Raw genomic sequence first — 25,397 nt, 5'->3', positions numbered from 1 at the left:
ATGATTGACAAAACAGCCTATGTCCATCCCTCATCTATTGTAGAAGATGGGGCTAGTATTGGAGCCAATGTTAGAATTGGCCCTTTTTGTTATATTGGCGCGAATGTTGAAATTGGCGAAGGTACAGAGCTGAAATCCCACGTTGTGGTCAATGGCCATACAAAGATCGGCTGTGATAATGTCATTTTTCAATTCGCATCAATTGGCGAAATAAACCAAGACCTTAAATACCAAGGTGAACCAACACGTGTTGAAATTGGTGATAGAAACCGTATTAGAGAAAGCGTAACTATTCACCGAGGCACTGTCCAAGACGTAGGGCTGACCAAAATCGGTGATGATAACCTGTTAATGGTTAACGTCCATGTTGCTCATGATTGCCTGATTGGCAATCGATGCATCATTGCCAATAATGGGACATTAGGTGGTCATGTTACATTAGGTGATTACGCCATAATTGGTGGGATGACAGCTGTACATCAGTTTTGTAAAATTGGTGCACATGTTATGGTCGGTGGCTGCTCTGGTGTTGCACAAGATGTTCCTCCTTATGTTATTGCGCAAGGGAATCATGCGACCCCATTTGGTTTAAACCTTGAGGGTTTAAAACGTCGCGGTTTTGAAAAAGACTCGTTGCATGCAATTCGTAATGCATACAAAACGTTATATCGTTCAGGGAAATCGTTAGAGGAAGCTCGTGAAGAAATCGCGGAAGCTGCAAAGCTTAATGAGTACGTTAAAGTATTCAGCGATTTCTTGGAAGATTCTGCGCAATCTAAACGTGGTATTATCCGTTAATCCCTACTTTGGGGTTAACGAGCTTAGGCCTTTATTAAGGAGCGAATTTCGGTGAATAGCAACCGTCCACTTACTATTGGCCTTGTTGCCGGAGAAACTTCTGGTGATATTCTTGGCGCTGGCCTTATACGAGCGCTTAAAGAGCAAGTCCCTAATGCACGTTTTGTCGGTGTTGCAGGGCCGCTTATGCAAGCTGAAGGTTGTGAAGCTTGGTATGAAATGGAAGAGCTTGCTGTGATGGGCGTGGTTGAAGTCCTTGGTCGTTTACCTCGCTTATTATCCATTCGTAAAGATTTAACTCAGCGTTTTACTCAGTTGCAACCTGACGTTTTTGTTGGTATTGATGCGCCTGATTTTAATATCACCTTAGAAGGTCGTTTAAAGTCAAAAGGGATCAAAACGATCCATTACGTAAGCCCGTCGGTTTGGGCATGGCGCCAAAAACGGGTATTTAAAATCGGTCGTTCCACTGATTTAGTATTAGCATTTTTACCATTTGAAAAAGCGTTTTACGATCGTTTCAATGTCCCTTGTCGCTTTATCGGTCATACAATGGCAGATGCAATCCCATTACATCCAGATAAGCACGCAGCTAGAGTTCGTCTAAATATCCCTGAAAGTGTAAAATGTTTAGCATTATTGCCGGGGAGTCGCCATTCAGAAGTGGAAATGCTCAGCGCAGACTTTCTCAATACAGCTAAAATTTTACAGCAGCGGTTTCCTGACTTGCATGTGGTCGTTCCGTTGGTGAATGAAAAACGCCGTCAGCAATTTGATGCTATCAAGCAAAGTACTGCGCCTGAATTACAGGTTCATATTCTTGATGGTCAAGCACGCGATGCAATGATAGCTGCAGATGCAACTTTATTAGCCTCTGGCACTGCTGCGCTTGAATGTATGCTGACAAAATGCCCAATGGTTGTGGGTTATCGTATGAAACCTTTTACTTTTTGGTTAGCAAAACGCTTAGTAAAAACACCCTATGTTTCTTTGCCTAACTTACTGGCCGAAAAAGAGATAGTAAAAGAATTACTACAAGAAGAGTGTCAACCTGAACAATTAGCACAACAGCTTATTCCATTATTAGATGGCGGAGAGCAGGTTGATAGCTTGAAACAAACCTTTTTGCAATTGCATCAACGTATTCGTTGTGATGCAGATAAACAAGCTGCTGAGGCAGTACTAGATTTGGTTAAAAATTAATGGAATTTATCTATCCAAAAGCCAATTTGATTGCTGGTGTGGATGAAGTAGGTCGTGGTCCATTAGTCGGGGCTGTGGTAACTGCTGCCGTGATCCTCGATCCTAACAATCCAATTATTGGTCTCGCTGATTCAAAAAAGCTCACGGAAAGAAAACGTGAAAAACTATTTGATGAAATCCAGGAAAAAGCGTTGTGTTGGTGCATTGGTCGTGCAGAACCTGAAGAAATTGATAAAATAAATATTCTGCATGCAACTATGTTAGCCATGCAACGTGCAGTCGCAGGGTTAGCAATTGTTCCTGAGTTTGTTTTGATCGATGGCAATCGTTGCCCTGAATTACCGATGCCAGCACAGGCGGTTGTCAAAGGGGATAGCCTTGTACAGGAAATTAGTGCCGCCTCTATATTGGCGAAGGTTATTAGAGATCGCGAAATGGTTGAACTAGATAAAACCTTCCCTGAATATGGCTTTGCTAAGCACAAAGGTTATCCTACGGCTTACCATTTAGAAAAATTAGCGCAATATGGCGCAACCGAATTCCATCGCAAAAGCTTTGCTCCAGTGAGACGAGCTTTAGATATAACACAGTAGGTAGAAATTCGATGGCATCTCCTCGTTTTATTCATTTGCGTGTCCATAGTGACTATTCCATGATTGATGGGTTAGCTAAAACGGGTCCATTAGTTAAAAAAGTGGCCGCTATGGGAATGCCCGCATTTGCAATCACAGACTTTACTAACCTTTGTGGGTTAGTTAGGTTCTATGGGGCTGCCCATAGTGCAGGGATTAAGCCAATTATTGGTGCAGATTTTTATGTTGAAAGTGAATTATTAGGCGATGAAATTTCACATTTAACTATTTTAGCGCGTAATAATGAAGGCTATCAGAACCTAACCTTGCTGATTTCTGAAGCCTATCAAAAAGGTTATGGGGCAATAGGCCCAACAATCCACCGTGATTGGTTAGCAAAACATAAAGAAGGCCTGATTTTACTTTCAGGTGGGCGCAAAGGAGATGTCGGTCAATTTCTTTTAAGAGGTAATCAGGCGCTTGTCGATGAATGTCTTGAATTTTATGAAACCCATTTCCCAGACAGTTATTATTTAGAGTTAATAAGAACTGGTCGACCGGATGAAGAAAGCTACTTACACGCAGCCGTTGAGCTAGCCACTAAAAAAGGCTTACCTGTTGTTGCTACCAATGACGTTTGTTTTATTGAAAGTAGTGATTTCGATGCTCACGAGATCCGAGTTGCCATCCATGATGGGTTTACACTTGTCGACCCTAAAAGGCCTAAAAATTATAGCCCTCAGCAATATTTACGTTCTGAAGAAGAGATGTGTGAGCTATTTGCTGACATCCCTGAAGCGTTAGAAAACAGTGTAGAGATTGCTAAGCGTTGTAACGTGACCATCCGTCTTGGTGAATATTTCTTACCACAATTCCCTACTGGGGATATGAAAACGGAAGATTTTCTGGTTTTACGCTCAAAAGAAGGGCTTGAAGAGCGCTTAGAATTTCTCTTTCCAGATGAAAAAGTTAGGGCAGAAAAGAGGCCCGAGTATGATGAGCGTTTAGATATTGAGCTAAACGTTATTAACCAAATGGGGTTTCCCGGTTACTTCTTGATCGTAATGGAATTTATCCAGTGGTCAAAAGATAATGGTGTCCCTGTAGGGCCGGGCAGGGGGTCAGGCGCGGGCTCACTTGTCGCTTATGCTTTAAAAATTACTGATCTTGACCCTTTGGAATTTGACTTACTGTTTGAGCGGTTTCTTAACCCTGAACGTGTTTCGATGCCAGACTTTGACGTCGATTTCTGTATGGAAAAACGTGACCAAGTGATTGAACACGTTGCTCATATGTATGGGCGCGATGCTGTTTCGCAAATCATCACTTTCGGTACGATGGCTGCAAAAGCGGTTATCCGAGATGTAGGGCGCGTGCTTGGTCACCCTTATGGTTTTGTTGACAGAATTTCGAAATTAGTGCCACCTGATCCAGGTATGACATTGGAAAAAGCTTTTGAAGCTGAACCCCAATTGCCAGAAATATACGAAGCTGATGAAGAAGTTAAAGCGCTTATTGATATGGCGCGTAAGCTTGAAGGTGTGACCCGAAACGCAGGGAAACATGCGGGTGGTGTCGTTATTGCCCCCACGAAAATTACTGATTTTGCGCCGCTGTATTGTGATGCAGAAGGAAATAACCCTGTTACTCAATTCGATAAAAACGATGTTGAATACGCAGGGTTAGTGAAGTTTGACTTCCTTGGTTTACGCACACTGACAATCATCAACTGGGCGTTGGAAATGATCAACGCACGTCGAGCCAAGAAAAATTTAGATCCGATTGATATCGCAGCGATCCCATTGCATGATCAAAAAAGCTTCGATATGTTACAACGCTCAGAAACCACGGCGGTATTCCAGTTAGAATCCCGTGGAATGAAAGATTTGATCAAGCGGTTACGTCCAGACTGTTTTGAGGATATGATCGCCTTAGTTGCTCTTTTTCGTCCCGGCCCTTTGCAATCAGGGATGGTAGATAACTTTATTGACCGTAAGCATGGTCGCGAAGAAATTTCTTACCCTGATGTACAGTGGCAACATGAGTCATTAAAACCTGTTCTAGAACCAACTTATGGCATTATTCTGTACCAAGAACAGGTTATGCAGATTGCGCAAGTTTTGGCTGGTTACACACTTGGCGGTGCAGATATGCTGCGTCGAGCTATGGGGAAAAAGAAACCAGAAGAGATGGCCAAGCAACGGTCCATTTTTGAAGAAGGCGCAATCAAAAATGGTGTTGACGGCGAGCTATCAATGAAAATCTTTGACTTGGTAGAGAAATTTGCCGGTTATGGGTTTAATAAGTCTCACTCAGCTGCATATGCATTAGTTTCATATCAAACTTTATGGTTAAAAGCCCATTATCCAGCCGAATTTATGGCCGCAGTAATGACCGCTGATATGGATAATACAGAAAAAGTGGTTGGTTTAGTTGACGAATGTTGGCGAATGGGATTAAAAGTATTGCCACCGGATATCAATAGTGGGCTTTATCATTTCCATGTCAATGACGATGGTGAGATAGTTTACGGTATTGGCGCGATTAAAGGGGTTGGTGAAGGCCCGATTGAGGCGATTGTTGAAGCTCGTCAACAAGGTGGCTTCTTTAAAGAAATTTTTGATCTCTGTGCCCGTGTTGATATCAAAAAAATTAACCGACGGGTGATGGAAAAACTGATTATGGCGGGGGCCTTTGACCGATTAGGCCCTCATCGTGCGGCATTAATGTCTTCATTAGAAGATGCATTAAAAGCCGCCGATCAACATGCGAAAGCAGAAGCTATTGGCCAAGCTGATATGTTTGGCGTATTAGCGGACGCACCAGAGCAGGTGGAAAGTTCTTACGCTAGCGTACCGAAATGGCCCGAGCAAGTGGTTTTGGATGGTGAAAGGGAAACGCTTGGTTTATATTTAACAGGGCATCCAATAACACGATACTTGAGCGAAATAGAACGCTATACTAACGGTCTTAGATTAAAAGATGTGAACCCAACCCCTCGTGGTCAAGTGACAACTGTGGTAGGTTTAGTACTTTCAGCTAAAGTGATTACAACCAAGCGTGGTAATAGAATAGGTATTTGTACGCTTGATGATCGTTCCGGTCGTCTGGATATTATGCTATTTTCAGATGCACTCGATAAGTACCAGCACCTGCTGGAAAAAGACAATATCCTGATAGCCACCGGTCAGGTCAGCTTTGATGATTTCAATGGTGGTAATAAAATGACAGTGCGTGAGTTAATGGATATTGGTGAAGCAAGGGAAAAATATGCACGAGGGCTTGCAATTTCACTGTCAGACAAACAAATTAACGATCAATTACTGAATCGGCTTCGTAGTACTCTTGAACCTCACCGTTCAGGAACGATCCCGGTTCATTTGTATTACCAGAAGGATGATGCCAGAGCTAAGCTTAAATTTGGCGTTGTTTGGCGTGTGACACCCGTAGATCCCCTTCTGAACGATCTTCGAACTCTGCTGGGTAGTGAGCAGGTAGAATTAGAATTTGACTAAAATAGGAATATTATGAGTCTGGATTTTCTTGATTTTGAACAGCCAATTGCGGAATTAGAGGCGAAAATTGATTCTCTAACAGCGGTTAGCCGTCAAGATAACAACTTAGAAGTCAACCTAGATGAAGAGGTTGCTCGTTTACGTGAAAAGAGTGTTGAACTGACACGTAAAATTTTCTCTGATCTGGGTGCTTGGCAAATTGCTAAACTTGCTCGTCATCCACGTCGTCCTTATACTTTGGATTATATCCCGCGCATTTTTACCGATTTCCAAGAATTAGCGGGCGACCGTGCCTATGCGGATGATAAAGCTATTGTGGGCGGAATGGCACGTTTAGATGGTCGTCCAGTGATGATTATTGGTCACCAAAAAGGGCGTGAAACAAAAGAAAAAATCCGTCGTAATTTTGGTATGCCAGCTCCTGAAGGTTATCGCAAGGCTTTGCGTTTGATGGAATTGGCTGAACGCTTTAATCTACCGATTATTACATTCATTGATACTCCAGGCGCATACCCTGGTGTTGGTGCTGAAGAGCGCGGTCAATCAGAAGCTATTGCTCGTAACTTACGTGAGATGTCACGCCTCTCCGTTCCGGTTATTTGTACCGTTATTGGTGAAGGTGGTTCAGGTGGGGCACTGGCAATCGGTGTTGGCGATAAAGTCAACATGTTGCAATACAGTACTTATTCTGTTATTTCGCCGGAAGGCTGCGCATCCATTCTGTGGAAAAGCGCTGATAAAGCCCCATTAGCGGCTGAGGCGATGGGGATCACCGCACCTCGTCTGAAAGAATTGAAACTAATTGATAATGTTGTGGCTGAACCTTTAGGTGGTGCTCATCGTAATTATGATGAGATTGCAGAGCATTTAAAAGCTCGTCTCACTGAAGACCTTAACGAATTAGAGTTATTAGACGCGGAAGCGTTGAAAAACCGTCGTTACCAACGTTTAATGGAATACGGTTACTGCTAATTGCGAGTCGTTAATTAGTTAAAAAAACGGGAGTTTGCTTTTGCTTGCTCCCGTTTTTTATTTTCTAATATAACCGATAAGTTAAGGTCTAAATTGCCATTCGGTTATCTGCTAAGAAGAACAATAGATAGGAACTAAAGTGAGACAATATAATTACCTAATGTACGCTTTGGCTTGTGTATTGATATGGAGCTTTATTCCTATTGTTTCCCGTTTAGGGCAAGCTGGAATGGATAGTTTTCAGTTTCTATTTTGGTCTAATTTGATATCAGCAATATCTGTCGTGATTGTTGCTTTAGGTTCTGGCTATAAAGTGAGTAAGCTGTTTATTTTACCTAGAAACACGATAAAAAAAGTGTTTATTCTTGGATTTTTGGATTGTTTGTTCTACTTACTATTGTATTACGGTTATTCCATCGAAAATGGAATTGCAGTCTTAGTTATTCAGTACAGTTGGCCATTAATTATTATTTTGCTGTCAGTGGTATTATTAAAGGATAAGTTAGCGGGTAGGCAAATAGTTGGCATTATTATTGGGTTTATTGCCGTGATAATTACCTTTACCAAGGGGCAAATTACTCAGCTGCATGTAGAAAACCCAACGGCGCTATTATTAGTCTTTAGTGGTGCTTTTTGTTTTGCGCTAATGTCCGTTTTTTCTCGGCAATATTCGATCGACCCTTATATCAGTACAGTATGGCTATTTATCTTCTCCACACTGACCTCGCTTGTGCTACTGCTACTGTTTAGCGAAGTACAGTTACCCTCAAAAGCTGCTTTTTGGCCAACACTGATTAATGGTATTTTAATCAACGGCGTTTCGTATATTCTATGGTTTAAAGCAATGAATACGGGACATTCGGCAAAAATCGCCTCTGTCGTGTTTTTGTCCCCTGTACTATCGGTGCTGTGGTTGGTATTAATTTTAAGTGATCCGTTTGAAATCGCCTATATCATAGGGGTGTTGCTTGTGATCATTTCAGGTGTTTTATGTGTTGGTATAAAAGGGAAAGTCAGAAATCGTGAATAAGGGTAGGCTAATAGTGCAGCAATCAAATATCATCATTGAGCGTATTTTAAATAAAATACAGGGTTTTGAGCAGCTATTGGTGGGCTTTAGTGGCGGCATTGACTCAACGGTGTTATTGCATGCCCTTTTTCAAATTCGGCAAACTCACCTTCCTACATTGAGTATCCGCGCAATACATATTCATCATGGGCTAAACCATAAAGCGGATGCGTGGGAACAACATTGTGCTCAGTTATGCTCACAGTGGGATATCCCTTTTATTTGCCGACATGTGACGGTTGACCCCAGCCAAAAAGGGGTTGAAGCAGCCGCACGCGATGCGCGGTATCAAGCTTACCGTGAAGAGTTAATGGCAAATGAAATCCTAGTGACGGCACAGCATCTTGATGACCAAGCAGAAACATTTATGTTGGCGCTTAAGAGAGGCAGTGGCCCCGCAGGGTTATCATCTATGCCTGAATCGTTACCATTTCTTGCTTTGAGTGGGGCTACGTGGCTATTGCGCCCGTTACTTTCAACGCCACGTGTTGAGTTAGAAACTTACATGCAGGAAAACCAACTTGCGTGGGTTGAGGACGATAGTAACCAAGATGATCGCTATGATAGGAATTTTCTTCGTCTACATATCATGCCTGCATTAACAGAACGTTGGCCGCACTTTCCGCATGCTGTTGCTCGCAGCGCAGCTTTATGTGCTGAACAAGAAACGTTACTTGATGAATTATTGAAGGAAACGCTAGAAGGCATGATGGATTATCGAGGTGGGCTATTTATTGATGACCTACAAGATTGTTCATTATCAAAGCGTAATGCATTAATCCGCCGTTGGATAGGTTTGCATCAACTCCCGATGCCACCTTTTAACCAATTAGAACGAATTTGGCAAGAAGTTGCTTTAGCTCGACAAGATGCCGACCCAATTTGCCGATTAGGCCAATTTGAAGTTCGTCGGTACCAAGGGGCATTATGGGTTATTAAGCGTATTAATAGTTTAGCGAACAAGCAGTTTCAATGGCATTATCCAAAACCATTTGAATTGCCAGAATCTCTTGGTGTACTTCATGTTATGGCTGGGCAAGGGCAAATACGCCCTCCGTTGCCTCATGAAACAGCAACTATTCGCTTTGGGTTGCAAGGCACATTGAATATCGTGGGTCGCCATCGTTCAAGAAGTAGCAAAAAGCTATGGCAAGAACTGGGGGTTGCTCCGTGGATGCGTGAGCGAGTGCCTCTAGTTTATTATAATGACCAGCTTATCACGGCTGTAGGTTGTTTTATTACGCCTGAAGGGCTGGCTGATGAGACACAATTAGGGATAGCGATTGATTGGCAGCAAGGCAGTGTATTTAAGGCGCTGTTATAAAGAGAAACCCCTTATGACTGTGATTATCATAAGGGGGGATAGAAGGACTCAATAATGTGAGTATTAGTGAGAGTGGTCGACAACAATTGTGCCGATTTCTGGATGACTGAAGGAGTTTATGCAATCCAGTCGTAGTTCCTTGGTTCCTTCATGCGTTTCAACAATCAGGTACTCGACTTTTTTTCGCAGGAGCAAATCACTGGCCTGCCCTTCAATATTCTCGCCGTCATTAAGTTTTATCTGTAACTTTAATTGACGTTGGCATGCAATTTCTAGATATTCGTAATCATCACAATTGATAGGTTGATATTCAGTATCTGTAGACATATTCCCTCACCACTGTGTTAGTGGCGGTTATTGCCGCCTTGAACATGTTGTATCAAGCAAAAAAGCGCTTGCTACGATAATAGCACAGTAAATTTAATAACTATAATCGTAGCTAGAGGAAAAAGACAATTCTTATTCATTAAATTAATTCATAACGTATTTTATCAGTAATGTCCGAATTTTCTTATCCCTGCCGTTTTTTTAAGTTTTGAAATGTTATGATTGAGAAATCGGTTAACGAATAAAAATGTATGATTTTAAGGGTATTATAATGAAAAAATCACTAATGTTAGTATTAATGGCTGTTGGGGCTGTCACGTTAGCTGGCTGTCAGACAGTTGCAAAAAATACAGAATCATCACCAGTAGATAATGTTTACACAGGTGTACTACCTTGTGCAGACTGTTCTGGTATTGAAGCAACCTTATTAGTTAACCAAGATGGCAGCTATGTTGAGCAATTGATCTATTTAGGAACAAAGGATGGCGATAGTGCTTTCCATGATTCAGGTAAATGGGCTATTGAAGATAACAAATTACGCACAACTAACCCAAAAGGTGAGAATACTTATTTCTCTCAAGCTGCGGATGGGAAGTCGGTTACTTTACTTGATTTAGAAGGTAATCCGATTGAATCGCAAATGAATTATACGTTAGAGAAAGTTAAGCCAAGCAAAAAAATAGGTCAGTACCGTTATATGGCGGACGCTGCTGTGTTCACTGAATGTGAAAGTGGGCGCCAATATTCAGCATCAGGTATTGAATTAGAAAAAGCATATAGTGAAACAGGTGTTGATGGTGGAACACCGGTGTATGTTGAGTTAGAAGGTTATTATACTGTTCGTCCATCAATGGAAGATGGTCAATTTGATCCTGCATTAGTTCCTACAGGTAACATCAATTTCGATAAATCTGCTTCTTGTAACTAATCTTAGTACATCCATTTCTATTAAAGGCTCAATAGTTATATTGAGCCTTTTTCTTTTATTAACTATCTAAAATATCAGCCAAAATCCCTTCGATTTATCAATATATTCACCAGCCTTTGCTTTTTTGATATCAATATAACTTTTTTATTAACGCAAAATATTTGTATAAATGTGAGGGGGGTCATAACGATTAGTCAATGAGAGACAATTCTTGATGACATTGAAATATCGAAAACTAGGGGAAGTACGTATACTTCATTCAACTAGAAAGAATTTTTATTTTTAGTTTGTAGTGTTAGTAAATGCTGTAAGTCTGCAAAAAAACTTATAAATTACAGCGGTAATTAAAAGATAGAACGAATCTAAGGATAAGGAATGAAGAAAAAAAATATCTATTTATTTTGTTCTGCGGGGATGTCTACCTCACTGCTAGTTAACAAAATGAGGCAACAGGCAGAGAAATATGATGTACCAGTCAACATTGAAGCTTTCCCTGAAAGCTTAGCAGCAGAAAAAGGTGTCGATGCTGATTTGGTATTACTTGGGCCGCAAATTGCTTGGATGCAATCTGATATTCAAAAATTATTGCCGAACAAACCCGTTGAGGTGATTGACTCACTTTTGTACGGCAAGGTTGATGGATTAGGAGTGTTAAAAGCGGCCGTGGCAATCATTAAAAACCAAACAGCAGGTTAATATTAGAGCGCTACTAACTACCTCTATTACATAATAACTCCATCGATATTGGTGCTAATACGATCTTTAGCTAATTAAGAATGGAGCATACTCAAAAAATTGAGGGTATTTTTATGAGTCTTGTTATCACTTCGCTTGAAAAGGTACTCCTTCCATTCGCGGTTCGATTGGGAAAGCAGCCTCATGTTAATGCAATAAAGAATGGTTTTATTAGAATAATGCCTCTAACACTCGTTGGGGCTATGTTTGTACTAATTAATAATGTTTTTCTTAGTTTTGATACAGGGTCGTTTTTTTATTCTTTAGGTGTTCGATTAGAACCTTCAACAATCGAAACATTAAACGGTTTTAAAGTGATAGGGGGAAATGTTTATAATGGGACACTAGGTATTATGTCTCTAATGGCCCCTTTCTTTATTGCCATGGCATTAGCAGAAGAACGCAAAGTTGACCCGTTAGCCGCAGGGTTACTTGCTATAGCTTCTTTTATGACAGTAACACCTTATGATGTAAATGGTGCCTATGCCGTTGGGGCGAATTGGTTGGGTGGAGCAAATATCATTTCAGGGATTATTTTAGGATTAGTCGTCGCTGAAATGTTCACTTTTATTGTCCGCCGTAATTGGGTTATCAAATTACCAGATAGCGTTCCGCCATCAGTTTCACGTTCGTTTTCTGCACTTATTCCTGGTTTTATTATCTTATCTATTATGGGAATAGTGTCATGGGCGCTAACGGGGATTAGCACTAATTTTCATCAAATTATCATGGATAGTGTTTCAACGCCTTTAGCATCGATGGGAAATGTGGTTGGATGGGCTTATGTGGTCTTTACGTCGCTGCTGTGGTTTTTTGGTATCCATGGTTCATTAGCATTAACGGCGTTAGATAGCGGTATTATGACGCCTTGGGCATTAGAAAACGTTTCTTTATATGCAGAGTATGGCTCAGTTGACGCAGCAATTGCAGCTGGTAAATCCTTCCATATGTGGGCGAAGCCTATGCTTGACTCCTATGTGTTTTTAGGTGGAACAGGGGCGACATTAGGTCTGATTATTGCAATTTTTATTGCTTCACGTCGTGCTGATCATCGCCAAGTTGCTAAGTTAGCTTTACCTGCAGGTATCTTCCAAATTAATGAGCCTATTATTTTTGGTTTACCGATCATTATGAATCCTGTGATGTTTATCCCCTTTATTTTGATTCAGCCATTATTGGCAGGAATAATGGTGGCAGCATATTCTTTAGGGATCATCCCACCAGTGACAAATATTGCTCCGTGGACGATGCCAACAGGTTTGGCTGCTTTCTTTAACACCAATGGAAGTATTGCTGCCTTATTACTTGCCTTATTCAACCTTGGTGTTGCTGTTCTTGTTTATCTACCGTTTGTGGTCATTTCGAATAAAGCCCAAAACACGATAGATGAAGAAGAAAGTGAAGAAGATATTGCGAATGCACTGAAGTTTTAAAATATGGAGGAGCTTGCTCCTCCCATTTAAGTCGAGATAAAAATATGTTTGAACTTGATGATATCCAAGAAGACGCAAGCAATGAACTAGAAGAAGTTGTCATGGGGTTAATTATTAATGCGGGGCAAGCTCGAAGTTTAGCCTACACCGCGCTGAAAAAAGCCAAAGCGGGTGATTTCGTGACAGCGAAAAATTTAATGGAGCAGTCTCATTCTTCATTAAATGAAGCTCATAAAGTACAAACTCAATTGATTGAAAGTGATATGGGAGAAGGGAGAATCAAAGTGAGTTTAGTTCTTGTTCATGCTCAAGATCACTTAATGAATGCTATGTTAGCCCGTGAATTAATTACAGAATTAATTGAGTTACATGAAAAAATAAATCATTAGAGAGAGGCTCATGATGCAGACACTGATGAATAGAACCGACACTAATGCTGAGATTAAACTGGTTCAAGAAAGTGAACTTTTTAATAATAAAACCTTTCATGTCTTTATTTATAATAAAGTTGAGAGTGCAAGTGGACTGCATCAACACGATTATTATGAATATATGATTGTTCTAACTGGTCGTTGTTATCAAATTATAAATGGAAAAAAAGTTTTATTAGAGCGTGGGGATTTTGTATTTCTACCAATTGGCTCCTACCATGAAAGTGCTTATGACTTTGGTCCTACACGGATATTAAATGTCGGAATTAGCAAAGCATTTTTCGATAAGCATTATTTGCCATTATTACCAAATTGCTTTGTTGCATCACAAAGCTACCAATTAAAAAATGAATTTATGGCTTATATCGAATCGGTAATCGCATCATTGAACTTCCGCGATAGTGAATTTAATGAATTTATTGAATTAGTTACATTTAACGTAGTTAATCGGTTACGCCATTTTCGTGAGAAAAGTATGCGGGATGATGCCCCCCAATGGTTAAAAAGTACATTGGAAGAAATGCATGATATCGCGATGTTTAGTGAAAGTGCGTTGCAAAATATGATAACAATTACTGGCAAATCACAAGAGTATTTAACTCGCGCAACAAAACGATATTATGGCAAAACGCCGATGCAAATTATTAATGATATAAGAATTAATTTTGCTAAAAAACAGCTTGAAATAACTAATTATTCAATTACCGATATTGCATTTGAATCAGGGTATAGTAGCCCCAGTTTATTTGTGAAAAAATTTAAAGAGTTAACATCATTAACACCAAGTGATTATAGAAAAAATCTATTTAGTGTTGAGCAAAAAATGGTGGGTTAATTTTTTATTTAAGTTAATTTTTCTTTTAAGAAAACTCAAGCATAACCATCTTTTGATAAAGATGGTGTGCTTTTCTATATTCATTTTATAAGGTTCAATGAGGTTAATATGACTCAGAAATTAAAAGTTGTCACTATTGGCGGTGGTAGTAGCTATACACCTGAATTGTTAGAAGGTTTTATTAAGCGGTATCACGAATTACCTATTACGGAATTATGGTTAGTTGATGTTGAAGAAGGGAAAGAAAAGTTAGATATTATTTTTAACTTATGTGAGCGTATGGTTAAACATGCAGGAGTCCCTTTAAAATTATATAAAACATTAGATCGAAGAGAAGCATTAATAGATGCTGATTTTGTTACGACTCAATTAAGGGTTGGTCAATTAAAAGCGCGTGAGCTGGATGAGTCAATTCCGTTAAAACATGGTTATTTAGGGCAAGAAACTAACGGTGCTGGTGGGTTATTTAAAGGGTTACGTACCATTCCTGTTATTTTCGATATTATTAAAGATGTTGAAGAGATTTGCCCAAATGCATGGGTGATTAATTTTACCAACCCAGCAGGTATGGTGACAGAAGCAGTATATCGTCATACTGATTTTAAACGCTTCATTGGTGTCTGTAATATTCCAATCGGTATGAAAATGTTTATTACAGATGTTTTGCAACTATCTGAAAAAGATGAGTTATCAATAGATCTATTTGGTTTAAACCATATGGTTTTTATCAAAGATGTTATTGTAAATGGTGTATCACGCTTTGATGAACTATTAGAAGGAATTGCCGCAGGGACATTAAGCGCAAATTCAGTAAAAAACATTACTGACTTAGCCTTTGAAGAAGGGTTAATTAGAGGCTTAAATCTAATCCCTTGCTCGTATTTATTATACTATTTTAAACCTAAAGAAATGTTAGCAATAGAGCTTGGCGAGTATTATAAAGGTGGGGCTCGAGCACAAATTGTGCAAAAAGTTGAGCATCAACTTTTCGAACTTTATAAAAACCCATCCCTCGATGTTAAACCTAAGGAATTAGAGTTGCGGGGGGGAGCATATTATTCGGATGCTGCCTGTGAAGTGATAAATGCAATCTACAATGATAAAAAGACAGAGCACTATGTAAATATCCCACACCATGGCCATATTGATAATATTCCAAGCGATTGGACTGTAGAAATGACCTGTATACTTGGACGTGATGGTGCTATGCCTCATCCAAGAATTACGCATTTCGATGATAAGGTACTAGGGTTAATTTATACATTGAAAAACTTTGAAATAGCAACAAGTAGAGCTGCAACCAATGGTGATTTTAATGATGTCTTATTGGCTATGAATCTAAATCCATTAATTCACTCTGATAAAGATGCTCGTTTAATTTCAAAAGAATTGTTAATTGCTCATAAAAAATACCTGCCTAACTTTGATGAAGTGATAAAAAAATTAGAGCAGGAAAGTAAATAGGGCGATTATATACAGGGTTAAGGGAAATACTATGTCTTCATTACTTATTGTTAATGCTGATGATTTTGGATTATGTCGCGCTGTAAACTATGGGATCATTGAATCCCATCGAAATGGAGTTGTTCATTCAACTACGGCTATGATGAATATGCCTGCGATATCGGATGCCGCAAAATTAAGTCATGATTACCCTAATTTAGCGGTAGGTATGCATTTTGTTTTGACCGCGGGCAAACCTTTTTCATCGATGCCATCTTTGTGTCGTGATGGTTTGCTTGGTAAATGGTTGTGGGATATAGACACAAATGAATTGCCATTAAATGAAATTGAAGAAGAGCTAAATCAGCAATACCAGAAATTTATTGAGGTTTTCGGTCGAAAGCCTAGTCACATAGATAGCCATCACCATGTGCATATGATAGAAGGGGTCTTTCCTATCATTGTTAACTTTGCACAGGAAAAAGGTATTGCATTGCGAGTTGATCGTCAATTAGAAAAAAATTGGCCGCCTTTGTCATATCAAGTTGCTAGCACTGATTCTTTTAGTAGTGAGTTTTATGGTGATAAAATTAGTGAGTCATTATTTTTGCAGATTTTAGACGAAGCGAAACTACATGGAAATCGCTCCATTGAGATAATGAGTCATCCTGCATTTATTGATAATGCTTTATTAAAAAGCAATTATGCCTATCCACGGTTGAATGAATTAGAAGTGCTGACCTCAGAGAATTTAAAGATGCGGATCTTAGAGCGTGGCTTTAAAATTGGTTCATATCGAGATATTTAAAAAAAGCCCCCAATAGTTGGAGAACCAATGGCTGGGGGCTTTTTATTGTTTTGGCTATTTAACTAAACGAGCTGCTAACTTTTCTTTTAAGAAGCTAACCACATTGTCTAGACCAACCAAGTCTTTGTCATCACTGCGACGAGATTTGTATTCAACTTGGTTATTATCTAAATTACGATCACCAATAACAATGGTGTATGGCACACCAATTAATTCCATATCGGCAAACATCACACCAGGGCGCTCTTTACGGTCATCAAAAATAACATCAATACCGTTGGCTTTTAAATCAGCATACAGTTTTTCTGCAACTTCTTTAACGCGGTAAGATTTATGCATATTCATTGGCAAAATTGCAACTTGGAATGGTGCAATCGCATCCGGCCAAATGATCCCACGCTCATCGTGGCTTTGTTCAATAGCTGCTGCAACGATACGAGTTACACCAATACCATAACAACCCATTGTCACGATTTGATTATGGCCTTCTTCATTTTGGACAGAAGCTTTCATCGCTTCAGAGTATTTAGTCCCTAATTGGAAAATATGACCGACCTCGATACCACGTTTAATTTGTAGTACCCCTTTACCATCTGGGCTTGGGTCACCATTAACGACATTACGCAGATCAAAAGTGTCAGGAGTCGGTAGATCACGTTCCCAGTTAATACCGAAATAGTGTTTACCATCAATATTTGCACCCGCGCCAAAGTCGCTCATTATTGCAACACTACGGTCGATAACGATAGGTAATGGCATATTAACAGGGCCTAAAGAACCCGGACCTGCATTTACCGCATTTCTAATTTCTTCTTCAGAAGCAAACTCTAGTGGGCTCGCAACTAAAGGGTGTTTTTCCGCTTTAATTTCATTAAGCTCATGATCACCACGGATTAACAACGCGACCAATGTATGACCAGAATCTTTTTTGGCGTGAACAATTAATGTTTTAACTGTCTTTTCAATAGGTAAATGGAATTGTTCGACCAGCTCAGCAATAGTTTTTGCATTTGGAGTATCGACTAAACGCATTTCTTCTGTTGCTGCTCCACGTGGTGCCGTAGGTGCAACTGCTTCAGCAAATTCAATGTTTGCAGCAAAATCAGATTCCGTTGAGAAAACAACGTCGTCTTCACCACTTTTCGCAAGTACTTGGAATTCGTGAGAAGCGCTACCACCAATTGAGCCGGTATCCGCTTGGACTGCACGGAAGTCAAAGCCAATGCGAGTGAAAATTTTGCTATACGCTTCGTACATCGCATCGTAAGTTTCTTGTAACGATTCTTGATTGATGTGGAACGAATATGCATCTTTCATGATAAATTCACGTGAACGCATGACACCAAAGCGTGGGCGAACTTCGTCACGGAATTTAGTTTGAATTTGGAATAAATTCAAAGGCAGTTGTTTATAAGAGGTGATTTCATTACGTATTAAATCAGTAATGACTTCTTCATGAGTTGGGCCTAGAACGAAAGGCCGTTCACCACGGTCAACAAAACGTAGCAATTCAGGACCATACTGTTCCCAACGCCCACTTTCTTGCCATAAATCTGCCGGTTGAACTACGGGTAAAGATACCTCGATAGCACCTGCATTTTCCATTTCTTCACGAACAATGGTTTCTACTTTTCGTAGTACACGCACGCCAGTGGGTAACCAGTCATACAGACCAGAAGCAAGTTTACGGATCATTCCTGCACGCAGCATCAGCTGGTGGCTGATAACTTCTGCATCCGCAGGGGTCTCTTTTAGAGTTGAGAGCAGATATTTGCTAGTACGCATTGTATAGGTTCCATTAGAACAACAAATTATGATAAGTCGTTTGCTTACCAAGGTATATAGAGAGCTAGTCTACCAGTGACTGACATTTGCCAAAAGGGGTTAACGCGTTTTTTCATACGGTTCAATAGCGAATACTTCAGTCACACCACGAATTACTCGCCAGCGAATATTAAAATCTAATAAATGGACAGCGTAGTCACGAATTTCAGTAGATTGTTTTTTATAAGCAGGACGAGGGTCTTGCATTAGTACTTGTTCAATAAATTGCTTCAATTTAGGGTATTGTCTTTGATAGAGATTTAATTCCTGTTGGGCTTGTACAGTAAATATAACCTGCATATCGTCTGTAGGCGCCTCTTGTGCGTATCCTGCAATGGCTTCTGGTAACGCTTCAGCGAAGGGCAAATAAGGCTTAATATCAATCACTGGCGTACCATCAAGTAAATCAAGGCTACCTAGGTCAAGGATAACTTGATTATCTTTTTCCGTTATCCCTTTTAATTCAACAAGTGACATACCGATAGGGTTTGGTCTAAAAGTTGAACGCGTCGCAAAAACCCCCATTTTCTGGTTGCCACCAAGGCGCGGCGGACGAACTAAAGGCTTCCAACCGCCTTCCATCGTTTGATGAAAAATAAATAAAACCCAAATATGGCTAAATTGCTTGAGCCCTCGAACAGTGTTTGGGTCATTATAAGGCGGGTGTAAATGTAGGCGTCCTACACCGCCTAGAACGAGTCCAGGCTGGCGCGGGATGGCAAACTTTTCTTTATAAGGTGATTCAATATGGCCAATAACATTAAATTGAAAAGATTGCATTGATTTATTATTCAACAATTTGTAATGCACTGCCTTCACAAATGGTTGCCTGATAACAGCCCGGTGAGGTCATTGTTTGGCATTGATGTAAAAGCACTGCATCGGCGGCAATATAAGCAGCTTGGGTTAACATGCTGTTTTTTGCTGTGTTTAGATTTGCCGGAGGGCTTTGAACACTTTCACGGCAAGATTCCCCAGAAACAACACCTAAGTCTTTGAAAGGCATGCCTAACAGCTCTTCAGGGCTATTCATTAATTTGACATTTGCGGTGTCTGGTTCTGTGACACGAGGTACAGGTTTAGACAATTTCATACTAGTGAAACCTTTGTTTTGCCCTGGACTTGTGTATTGGTTAATTCCACACCCGGCTAGCGTAAAAGCCACCAAGGTGAGCAATAACAGTCTCATAAGTTATACCTTTCTTATATGGTTACTAAAATTAAGTTGCTATGTTTTGTAGTCTATAAATTGCAAAAAATACTAGATGGCATTACGCCACCTAGTATTTTAATCGTTTTTTTAATAATAAAAAAGATTACCAGCCTTTAACTGCACCACCATCAAAGACTTCATTAGCTTTGTTAGATACTTCATCCGATTGATATGCTTGGATAAATTTCTTCACATTTTCGCTATCTTTATTATCTTCACGGGCAACAATAACATTCACATATGGAGAATCTTTGTCTTCAACGAATAAACCATCTTTTGCTGGTGTTAATTTTGGTGTTGCGCTACTTGCCCAAGTGGTATTGATAATGGCTAGAGCAATTTTTTGGTCATCCAAAGCTCGTGGTAATTGAGGTGCTTCTAATTCAACAAATTTCAGGTTTTTTGGGTTCTCAACCACATCCAGAACAGTAGGCATTAAACCTGTGCCCTCTTTTAATTTGATCAAACCTTGCTGTTGTAACAATAGTAGAGAGCGGCCTAAGTTAGTCGGGTCATTAGGTAGCGCAATTTGTGAACCATCGGCTAATTCATCAACTGATTTAATTTTTTTAGAATAAGCTGCAATTGGGTAAATAAAAGTATTGCCCACAGGAACTAATTTATAGTTACGATCTTTAATTTGTTGATCAAGGTACGGTTTGTGTTGAAATGCGTTAGCATCAATATCGCCTTTGCTTAATGCTTCATTAGGTAAAACGAAGTCATTAAATGAAACTAATTCAACATTTAAGCCATACTTTTCTTTAGCAACTTTTTGTGCAACCTCAGCAACTTCTAATTCTTTGCCCATGATCACACCAACTTTAATGCTGTTGGCATCTTTTTCTTTCTCACCACAACCTGTGAGAACTAGAGTGCCTAATAGCGCGCCGACAACTGCGATAGATTTTAATTTAATAGACATTGATATACCCCTTTAAAACGGACTTTATAAGCACCCTAACGGCGCAGCTATTTTACTTACTATCGATGTGATACTTTTTTCATTAAGTATTCACCAGTGTATTGAATGATGAAAACTAAAATGATTAACAAAACAAGTACGGTATTCATCACTAATGGATTGTAGGTGTAATACCCATATTGCATTGCAATTTGCCCTAAACCACCAGAACCCACAGCACCGCCCATTGCTGAGTAGCCGACTAACATAATTAATGTGATAGTTGCTGCGTTGATAATCCCCGGTAATGATTCAGGTAACAATATTTTACGAATAATCTGTAGCGGTGTTGCCCCCATAGCCCTTGAAGCTTCAATCAAACCACTTGGTACTTCTAATAATGTATTTTCAACCATACGAGCAATAAAGGGAATTGCGCCAACTGTCAATGGAACAATAGCGCCTTCAATACCAATGGCCGAACCAACCAAGAATTTAGTGAATGGGCTAATCCATACTAATAGAATGATAAACGGGATTGAACGGAATACGTTCACTACCGCTGAAATTACACTATAAAGAGCTGTATTTTCCATCACTTGCCCACGGCGAGTGACATAAAGTAAAACACCTGTCGGTACACCTAATAAAAAACCGAGGATCGCTGATACGAAAGTCATAATGATAGTATCAATCGTTCCTGTTATAAGTAGTGAAATCATTCCCTCAGACATAACCCAAAACCTCTACTTTGACATGGTGTTCTTTTAAAAATGTAATTGTGGACTCTACTCCACCATTGATGCCATGTAGTTCAGCTAACATTACACCAAACTTAACGCCGCCTGCGTAGTCGATTTGGGAGCTCAATATATTAATATCTATATCGAACTTGCGTACAGCCATGGAAATTAAAGGAGCATCAACAGATTGCCCTGTAAATTCTAATTTCACTAATGGCGATAAATCACTGCCTGATTCAGCTTTTAAACGAGCTTTATAGTCATCTGGAATATCAATCACTAATGTTGACTGAATAAATGCTTGGGCAACCGGTGTTTTCGGATGAGAAAACACTTCACTGACTTTATCTTTCTCGATTAACTGACCACCGCTGATGACTGCAACTTGGTCACAGATGCGTTTTACCACATCCATTTCATGGGTAATTAATAAGATAGTTAATCCTAAACGACGATTAATATCCTTTAATAACTCAAGGATAGAGCGTGTTGTCGCAGGGTCTAATGCACTGGTCGCTTCATCACACAATAGAACTTTGGGTGAGTTTGCTAAGGCTCGCGCAATAGCAACGCGTTGTTTTTGCCCTCCAGAAAGATTAGCAGGATAACTATCTTTCTTGTCGGTTAAACCAACCAGTTCGAGTAATTCATTAACGCGCTCATTAATTTTTTCCTTAGGCGTATTATCAAGCTCTAAAGGAAGCGCCACATTATCAAAAACAGTACGTGAAGATAATAAGTTAAAATGTTGGAAAATCATGCCGATGCCACGGCGTGCTCTCGTCAACGTTTTTTCTGTCATTGCTGTTAAATCTTGCCCATCAACGACGACTTGGCCTGAAGTAGGGCGTTCGAGCATGTTTACGCAACGTATAAGTGTACTTTTACCTGCACCTGATGCGCCTATTACGCCATATATCTGACCAGCAGGAACATGCAAGCTAATGTCAGTCAGCGCTTGAATGTTACGGTTTCCTTGCTGGAAAACCTTATTAATATTTGAGAGCTTTATCATTTATATTTTCTAACTTTTATCTGAATTGTTTTTTTAGATAGTGTATCTAATATTGTTGGATGTTAAGGCGTCTAGACGTCTAAGTCAATAAAGATTGTTCTATTTATTCTATTCTCATTTCTTTTCTTTTCATGAGATACTAAAAAGATATTAAATTTGAGGAGCAAATCGGTGAGTAACGGGACCCCCGCAGTCTTTTTAGACAGAGATGGAACAATCAATATCGATCATGGCTATGTTCATAAAATCGATGACTTTGAATTTATCGAAGGCTCGATTGAAGCGATGTTAGAATTAAAAAAAATGGGTTATGCATTAGTCATTGTAACTAATCAATCTGGCATAGGCCGTGGTATTTATACCGAGGACCAGTTTATGCAGCTAACAGAGTGGATGGATTGGTCGTTAGCCGACCGCGGTGTTGACTTAGATGGTATCTATTTTTGTCCTCATCATATCGAAGCGGAAATTGAAGAGTATCGCCAAGACTGCAACTGCCGCAAACCAAAGCCAGGGATGTTACTAGATGCGCAATCATTCTTAAATATAGATATGGCTGCTTCTATTATGGTTGGCGACAAACTCGCGGATATACTAGCGGGAAAAGCGGCTAAAGTTGGTACCACTGTGTTAGTGAAAAGTGGTGAGCAGGTCACTGATGAGGCTATGGAGAATGCAGATATTGTCATTAATAGTATTGCTGAGTTACCAGAAGCCCTAAAAAGAATCAAAAAATAGTCGTTTTGAGTGATAAGTAAGCAGTCAGAAAAAAAATGCAAAAAAAGGGTTGCCAGATTTTTCTGACTCCCTATAATGCGCCACCACTGACCGGGAACAAGACAACGCAAAGCGCGATGAACACTGAAACGGCAGCGAGAGATTCTGAAAAGAAAAAGCAAAAAATTGCTTGACTCTCACAGAGGAAAACGTATTATACGGCTCCTCGCGACAACGGCCTCGAAGTCGAAAATCAAACAGATTTAGTCGCAACGCTCTTTAACAATTTATCAGACAATCTGTGTGGGCACTCACAGGACACTATCAAAAAAATATTTGATTTTAAGTCTTGAAGAGTGACTAACACGTTAATTCATATATATGAAATAAGGTAGTAACGCTTATTTTGGAAGGATAACGCGAAGGAAAGCAGAGATAACCCGAGACAGTACTTAGGTACGGCGAGGGGAAGCGATGTGAAGCCGACAACGTTAGCCGAACAAAAGAACGTTACGGTCAGTAAGACATTCTTTGAGCATCAAGCTACTTTTAATTGAAGAGTTTGATCATGGCTCAGATTGAACGCTGGCGGCAGGCCTAACACATGCAAGTCGAGCGGTAACAGGGGAAGCTTGCTTCTCGCTGACGAGCGGCGGACGGGTGAGTAATGTATGGGGATCTGCCCGATAGAGGGGGATAACCACTGGAAACGGTGGCTAATACCGCATAATCTCTTAGGAGCAAAGCAGGGGAACTTCGGTCCTTGCGCTATCGGATGAACCCATATGGGATTAGCTAGTAGGTGGGGTAATGGCTCACCTAGGCGACGATCCCTAGCTGGTCTGAGAGGATGATCAGCCACACTGGGACTGAGACACGGCCCAGACTCCTACGGGAGGCAGCAGTGGGGAATATTGCACAATGGGCGCAAGCCTGATGCAGCCATGCCGCGTGTATGAAGAAGGCCCTAGGGTTGTAAAGTACTTTCAGTCGGGAGGAAGGCGTTGATGCTAATATCATCAACGATTGACGTTACCGACAGAAGAAGCACCGGCTAACTCCGTGCCAGCAGCCGCGGTAATACGGAGGGTGCAAGCGTTAATCGGAATTACTGGGCGTAAAGCGCACGCAGGCGGTTGATTAAGTTAGATGTGAAATCCCCGGGCTTAACCTGGGAATGGCATCTAAGACTGGTCAGCTAGAGTCTTGTAGAGGGGGGTAGAATTCCATGTGTAGCGGTGAAATGCGTAGAGATGTGGAGGAATACCGGTGGCGAAGGCGGCCCCCTGGACAAAGACTGACGCTCAGGTGCGAAAGCGTGGGGAGCAAACAGGATTAGATACCCTGGTAGTCCACGCTGTAAACGATGTCGATTTGAAGGTTGTTCCCTTGAGGAGTGGCTTTCGGAGCTAACGCGTTAAATCGACCGCCTGGGGAGTACGGCCGCAAGGTTAAAACTCAAATGAATTGACGGGGGCCCGCACAAGCGGTGGAGCATGTGGTTTATAATTCGATGCAACGCGAAGAACCTTACCTACTCTTGACATCCAGAGAACTTAGCAGAGATGCTTTGGTGCCTTCGGGAACTCTGAGACAGGTGCTGCATGGCTGTCGTCAGCTCGTGTTGTGAAATGTTGGGTTAAGTCCCGCAACGAGCGCAACCCTTATCCTTTGTTGCCAGCGATTCGGTCGGGAACTCAAAGGAGACTGCCGGTGATAAACCGGAGGAAGGTGGGGATGACGTCAAGTCATCATGGCCCTTACGAGTAGGGCTACACACGTGCTACAATGGCGTATACAAAGAGAAGCGACCTCGCGAGAGCAAGCGGAACTCATAAAGTACGTCGTAGTCCGGATTGGAGTCTGCAACTCGACTCCATGAAGTCGGAATCGCTAGTAATCGTAGATCAGAATGCTACGGTGAATACGTTCCCGGGCCTTGTACACACCGCCCGTCACACCATGGGAGTGGGTTGCAAAAGAAGTAGGTAGCTTAACCTTCGGGAGGGCGCTTACCACTTTGTGATTCATGACTGGGGTGAAGTCGTAACAAGGTAACCGTAGGGGAACCTGCGGTTGGATCACCTCCTTACCATTGAAGTGTTTTTGTGAAGTGCTCACACAGATTGTCTGATGAAATAGAGTAGCAGTATCAATAGGCTTGTAGCTCAGGTGGTTAGAGCGCACCCCTGATAAGGGTGAGGTCGGTGGTTCAAGTCCACTCAGGCCTACCAAATTTTGTTTATTCGTTGTTGCAGATTAGCTCGTTTACCCAAAAGTAAACTTCGCCAATCCGCGCCTAGACTAAACAAAATTGGTAACTTTAAGCATACTAAAAGCGAGAAGTATAAATTTTATTATTTATCATTGATGCTGAAATTACCTTTATGGGGCTATAGCTCAGCTGGGAGAGCGCCTGCCTTGCACGCAGGAGGTCAGCGGTTCGATCCCGCTTAGCTCCACCATAAATTTTTCTGATTATTCAGAATAGATTAGTCAAATAGTCTATTGCGAATAATTATGCTCTTTAACAATCTGGAACAAGCTGAAAATTGAAAACAACGCACATTGTTTATCGCTTAAACAAT

At 40.6% G+C, this 25,397-nt stretch carries 22 protein-coding genes, 2 tRNA genes and 1 rRNA gene; 18 read left to right on the top strand and 7 right to left on the bottom strand.

Annotated elements, in window-relative coordinates:
• The 7 genes from lpxA (at position 1) to tilS (ending at position 9,453) form a co-directional block, all read left to right on the top strand.
• Positions 1-798, top strand: a complete 798-nt coding sequence (lpxA, locus tag ABE954_RS16800; RefSeq protein ID WP_042848976.1) for an acyl-ACP--UDP-N-acetylglucosamine O-acyltransferase — start codon at positions 1-3, stop codon at positions 796-798.
• 45 nt (positions 799-843) lie between these two features.
• Positions 844-2,001, top strand: a complete 1,158-nt coding sequence (gene lpxB / locus ABE954_RS16795; protein ID WP_042848975.1) for a lipid-A-disaccharide synthase — start codon at positions 844-846, stop codon at positions 1,999-2,001.
• The gene (rnhB, locus tag ABE954_RS16790) at positions 2,001-2,594 is read left to right on the top strand and encodes a ribonuclease HII (protein WP_042848974.1); all 594 of its coding nucleotides are present in this window, start codon (positions 2,001-2,003) and stop codon (positions 2,592-2,594) included. Before lpxB ends, rnhB begins: the two co-directional genes overlap by 1 nt.
• A gap of 11 nt (positions 2,595-2,605) precedes the next feature.
• On the top strand, positions 2,606-6,088 hold the full coding sequence (gene dnaE, locus ABE954_RS16785) for a DNA polymerase III subunit alpha (protein ID WP_166687072.1): 3,483 nt from the start codon (positions 2,606-2,608) through the stop codon (positions 6,086-6,088).
• Between the two features lie 12 nt (positions 6,089-6,100).
• Positions 6,101-7,060: an acetyl-CoA carboxylase carboxyl transferase subunit alpha gene (accA, locus tag ABE954_RS16780; protein WP_042848972.1), complete on the top strand. Its 960-nt coding sequence runs from the start codon at positions 6,101-6,103 to the stop codon at positions 7,058-7,060.
• Between the two features lie 139 nt (positions 7,061-7,199).
• The gene (locus tag ABE954_RS16775; RefSeq protein ID WP_042848971.1) at positions 7,200-8,090 is read left to right on the top strand and encodes a DMT family transporter; all 891 of its coding nucleotides are present in this window, start codon (positions 7,200-7,202) and stop codon (positions 8,088-8,090) included.
• Between the two features lie 13 nt (positions 8,091-8,103).
• Entirely contained in the window at positions 8,104-9,453 is a 1,350-nt protein-coding gene (gene tilS / locus ABE954_RS16770) for a tRNA lysidine(34) synthetase TilS (RefSeq protein ID WP_048606322.1), read from the top strand.
• Positions 9,454-9,516: 63 nt separating this feature from the next.
• On the opposite strand, the gene rof is transcribed toward tilS, so the two are convergent.
• Positions 9,517-9,780 carry a Rho-binding antiterminator gene (gene rof, locus ABE954_RS16765; protein ID WP_042848970.1) on the bottom strand — a complete coding sequence of 88 codons (264 nt, stop codon included), beginning with the start codon at positions 9,778-9,780 and terminating at the stop codon, positions 9,517-9,519.
• Between the two features lie 271 nt (positions 9,781-10,051).
• Here rof and nlpE point away from each other — a divergent pair, with 271 nt between their 5' ends.
• The 7 genes from nlpE to chbG all read left to right on the top strand — a co-directional run bounded on the left by nlpE (position 10,052) and on the right by chbG (position 16,393).
• Positions 10,052-10,708 carry an envelope stress response activation lipoprotein NlpE gene (nlpE, locus tag ABE954_RS16760; RefSeq protein ID WP_048606323.1) on the top strand — a complete coding sequence of 219 codons (657 nt, stop codon included), beginning with the start codon at positions 10,052-10,054 and terminating at the stop codon, positions 10,706-10,708.
• Between the two features lie 375 nt (positions 10,709-11,083).
• Positions 11,084-11,404 (top strand): PTS sugar transporter subunit IIB, encoded by a 321-nt coding sequence (locus tag ABE954_RS16755; protein ID WP_042848968.1) that lies wholly within the window; start codon positions 11,084-11,086, stop codon positions 11,402-11,404.
• Between the two features lie 113 nt (positions 11,405-11,517).
• Positions 11,518-12,876: a PTS N,N'-diacetylchitobiose transporter subunit IIC gene (gene chbC / locus ABE954_RS16750; RefSeq protein WP_042849009.1), complete on the top strand. Its 1,359-nt coding sequence runs from the start codon at positions 11,518-11,520 to the stop codon at positions 12,874-12,876.
• A 44-nt stretch (positions 12,877-12,920) separates the two neighbouring features.
• Positions 12,921-13,265: a PTS N,N'-diacetylchitobiose transporter subunit IIA gene (chbA, locus tag ABE954_RS16745; RefSeq protein WP_048606324.1), complete on the top strand. Its 345-nt coding sequence runs from the start codon at positions 12,921-12,923 to the stop codon at positions 13,263-13,265.
• Positions 13,266-13,275: 10 nt separating this feature from the next.
• Positions 13,276-14,142: a transcriptional regulator ChbR gene (gene chbR, locus ABE954_RS16740; RefSeq protein ID WP_080750946.1), complete on the top strand. Its 867-nt coding sequence runs from the start codon at positions 13,276-13,278 to the stop codon at positions 14,140-14,142.
• A gap of 108 nt (positions 14,143-14,250) precedes the next feature.
• Positions 14,251-15,606: a 6-phospho-beta-glucosidase gene (locus ABE954_RS16735; RefSeq protein ID WP_042848966.1), complete on the top strand. Its 1,356-nt coding sequence runs from the start codon at positions 14,251-14,253 to the stop codon at positions 15,604-15,606.
• Between the two features lie 31 nt (positions 15,607-15,637).
• Complete coding sequence (gene chbG, locus ABE954_RS16730) at positions 15,638-16,393, top strand: chitin disaccharide deacetylase (protein WP_048606326.1); 756 nt, start codon at positions 15,638-15,640, stop codon at positions 16,391-16,393.
• 54 nt (positions 16,394-16,447) lie between these two features.
• On the opposite strand, the gene proS is transcribed toward chbG, so the two are convergent.
• From proS to metN, 6 genes are all read right to left on the bottom strand, one after another.
• On the bottom strand, positions 16,448-18,178 hold the full coding sequence (gene proS / locus ABE954_RS16725) for a proline--tRNA ligase (protein WP_048606330.1): 1,731 nt from the start codon (positions 18,176-18,178) through the stop codon (positions 16,448-16,450).
• A 99-nt stretch (positions 18,179-18,277) separates the two neighbouring features.
• Positions 18,278-18,997: a tRNA (N6-threonylcarbamoyladenosine(37)-N6)-methyltransferase TrmO gene (tsaA, locus tag ABE954_RS16720; RefSeq protein ID WP_042848962.1), complete on the bottom strand. Its 720-nt coding sequence runs from the start codon at positions 18,995-18,997 to the stop codon at positions 18,278-18,280.
• Between the two features lie 7 nt (positions 18,998-19,004).
• Complete coding sequence (gene rcsF / locus ABE954_RS16715; RefSeq protein WP_042848961.1) at positions 19,005-19,406, bottom strand: Rcs stress response system protein RcsF; 402 nt, start codon at positions 19,404-19,406, stop codon at positions 19,005-19,007.
• Positions 19,407-19,533: 127 nt separating this feature from the next.
• Positions 19,534-20,355, bottom strand: a complete 822-nt coding sequence (locus tag ABE954_RS16710) for a MetQ/NlpA family lipoprotein (RefSeq protein ID WP_048606331.1) — start codon at positions 20,353-20,355, stop codon at positions 19,534-19,536.
• A 59-nt stretch (positions 20,356-20,414) separates the two neighbouring features.
• Entirely contained in the window at positions 20,415-21,068 is a 654-nt protein-coding gene (gene metI / locus ABE954_RS16705) for a methionine ABC transporter permease MetI (protein WP_042848959.1), read from the bottom strand.
• The gene (metN, locus tag ABE954_RS16700) at positions 21,061-22,092 is read right to left on the bottom strand and encodes a methionine ABC transporter ATP-binding protein MetN (protein ID WP_042848958.1); all 1,032 of its coding nucleotides are present in this window, start codon (positions 22,090-22,092) and stop codon (positions 21,061-21,063) included. Before metN ends, metI begins: the two co-directional genes overlap by 8 nt.
• Positions 22,093-22,263: 171 nt before the next feature.
• Here metN and gmhB point away from each other — a divergent pair, with 171 nt between their 5' ends.
• The 4 genes from gmhB to ABE954_RS16680 all read left to right on the top strand — a co-directional run bounded on the left by gmhB (position 22,264) and on the right by ABE954_RS16680 (position 25,274).
• Positions 22,264-22,830: a D-glycero-beta-D-manno-heptose 1,7-bisphosphate 7-phosphatase gene (gmhB, locus tag ABE954_RS16695; protein ID WP_129466371.1), complete on the top strand. Its 567-nt coding sequence runs from the start codon at positions 22,264-22,266 to the stop codon at positions 22,828-22,830.
• A 529-nt stretch (positions 22,831-23,359) separates the two neighbouring features.
• A 16S ribosomal RNA gene (locus ABE954_RS16690) occupies positions 23,360-24,901 on the top strand.
• A gap of 65 nt (positions 24,902-24,966) precedes the next feature.
• Positions 24,967-25,043 (top strand) — tRNA-Ile (locus ABE954_RS16685).
• Positions 25,044-25,198: 155 nt separating this feature from the next.
• Positions 25,199-25,274: transfer RNA gene (locus ABE954_RS16680), tRNA-Ala, on the top strand.
• Positions 25,275-25,397: the final 123 nt, after the last annotated feature.

It is taken from the genome of Providencia sp. TYF-12, from assembly GCF_041344805.1.
Lineage (GTDB): Bacteria > Pseudomonadota > Gammaproteobacteria > Enterobacterales > Enterobacteriaceae > Providencia > Providencia huashanensis.
This window is presented reverse-complemented; position numbering and strand designations above follow the sequence as displayed.

Coding starts and splice junctions, on each gene's coding strand:
- lpxA (WP_042848976.1), top strand. CDS start 1: ATGATTGACAAAACAGCCTATGTCCATCCCTCATCTATTGTAGAAGAT.
- rnhB (WP_042848974.1), top strand. CDS start 2,001: ATGGAATTTATCTATCCAAAAGCCAATTTGATTGCTGGTGTGGATGAA.
- dnaE (WP_166687072.1), top strand. CDS start 2,606: ATGGCATCTCCTCGTTTTATTCATTTGCGTGTCCATAGTGACTATTCC.
- accA (WP_042848972.1), top strand. CDS start 6,101: ATGAGTCTGGATTTTCTTGATTTTGAACAGCCAATTGCGGAATTAGAG.
- rof (WP_042848970.1), bottom strand. CDS start 9,780: ATGTCTACAGATACTGAATATCAACCTATCAATTGTGATGATTACGAA.
- nlpE (WP_048606323.1), top strand. CDS start 10,052: ATGAAAAAATCACTAATGTTAGTATTAATGGCTGTTGGGGCTGTCACG.
- ABE954_RS16755 (WP_042848968.1), top strand. CDS start 11,084: ATGAAGAAAAAAAATATCTATTTATTTTGTTCTGCGGGGATGTCTACC.
- chbC (WP_042849009.1), top strand. CDS start 11,518: ATGAGTCTTGTTATCACTTCGCTTGAAAAGGTACTCCTTCCATTCGCG.
- chbA (WP_048606324.1), top strand. CDS start 12,921: ATGTTTGAACTTGATGATATCCAAGAAGACGCAAGCAATGAACTAGAA.
- chbR (WP_080750946.1), top strand. CDS start 13,276: ATGATGCAGACACTGATGAATAGAACCGACACTAATGCTGAGATTAAA.
- ABE954_RS16735 (WP_042848966.1), top strand. CDS start 14,251: ATGACTCAGAAATTAAAAGTTGTCACTATTGGCGGTGGTAGTAGCTAT.
- chbG (WP_048606326.1), top strand. CDS start 15,638: ATGTCTTCATTACTTATTGTTAATGCTGATGATTTTGGATTATGTCGC.
- proS (WP_048606330.1), bottom strand. CDS start 18,178: ATGCGTACTAGCAAATATCTGCTCTCAACTCTAAAAGAGACCCCTGCG.
- tsaA (WP_042848962.1), bottom strand. CDS start 18,997: ATGCAATCTTTTCAATTTAATGTTATTGGCCATATTGAATCACCTTAT.
- rcsF (WP_042848961.1), bottom strand. CDS start 19,406: ATGAGACTGTTATTGCTCACCTTGGTGGCTTTTACGCTAGCCGGGTGT.
- ABE954_RS16710 (WP_048606331.1), bottom strand. CDS start 20,355: ATGTCTATTAAATTAAAATCTATCGCAGTTGTCGGCGCGCTATTAGGC.
- metI (WP_042848959.1), bottom strand. CDS start 21,068: ATGTCTGAGGGAATGATTTCACTACTTATAACAGGAACGATTGATACT.
- metN (WP_042848958.1), bottom strand. CDS start 22,092: ATGATAAAGCTCTCAAATATTAATAAGGTTTTCCAGCAAGGAAACCGT.